Raw genomic sequence first — 275 nt, 5'->3', positions numbered from 1 at the left:
CACTGTCCTTTATTTTAGACTTCTTCCGGGGAAACTGCCGCCCATCAAGGTTAGATCAGGCAGATTCATTTCCAGCTTCAGCACCTGCTTGCCGTTTTCCAGGGAACATCAAATGAAGCAAATAAGCCGCATAGATGGTCATCATCGGCATCACCACATAGCCGTAGCGTGAGAAGGTGACGAACGGAATGGCTGTCACAACAAAGTATGCCAGCAACAGCAGGATAATGGAGGATGATTTGCGCCGGTCCTTGCGCCATAGACTGGCCAGAAGA

The 275-nt window shown here is 49.8% G+C and carries 1 protein-coding gene; it reads right to left on the bottom strand.

The features are described from left to right. Nucleotides 1–55 precede the first annotated feature (55 nt). On the bottom strand, nt 56–275 hold a 220-nt coding region (locus WDW90_RS39320; RefSeq protein ID WP_336493022.1), incomplete at its 5' end, for a hypothetical protein.

The organism is Methylobacterium nigriterrae, from assembly GCF_037106235.1.
In the GTDB taxonomy this organism is placed as follows: Bacteria; Pseudomonadota; Alphaproteobacteria; order Rhizobiales; family Beijerinckiaceae; genus Methylobacterium; species Methylobacterium nigriterrae.
The sequence above is the reverse complement of the archived record's forward strand: the minus strand, read 5'-3'. Positions and strand labels throughout refer to the sequence as shown.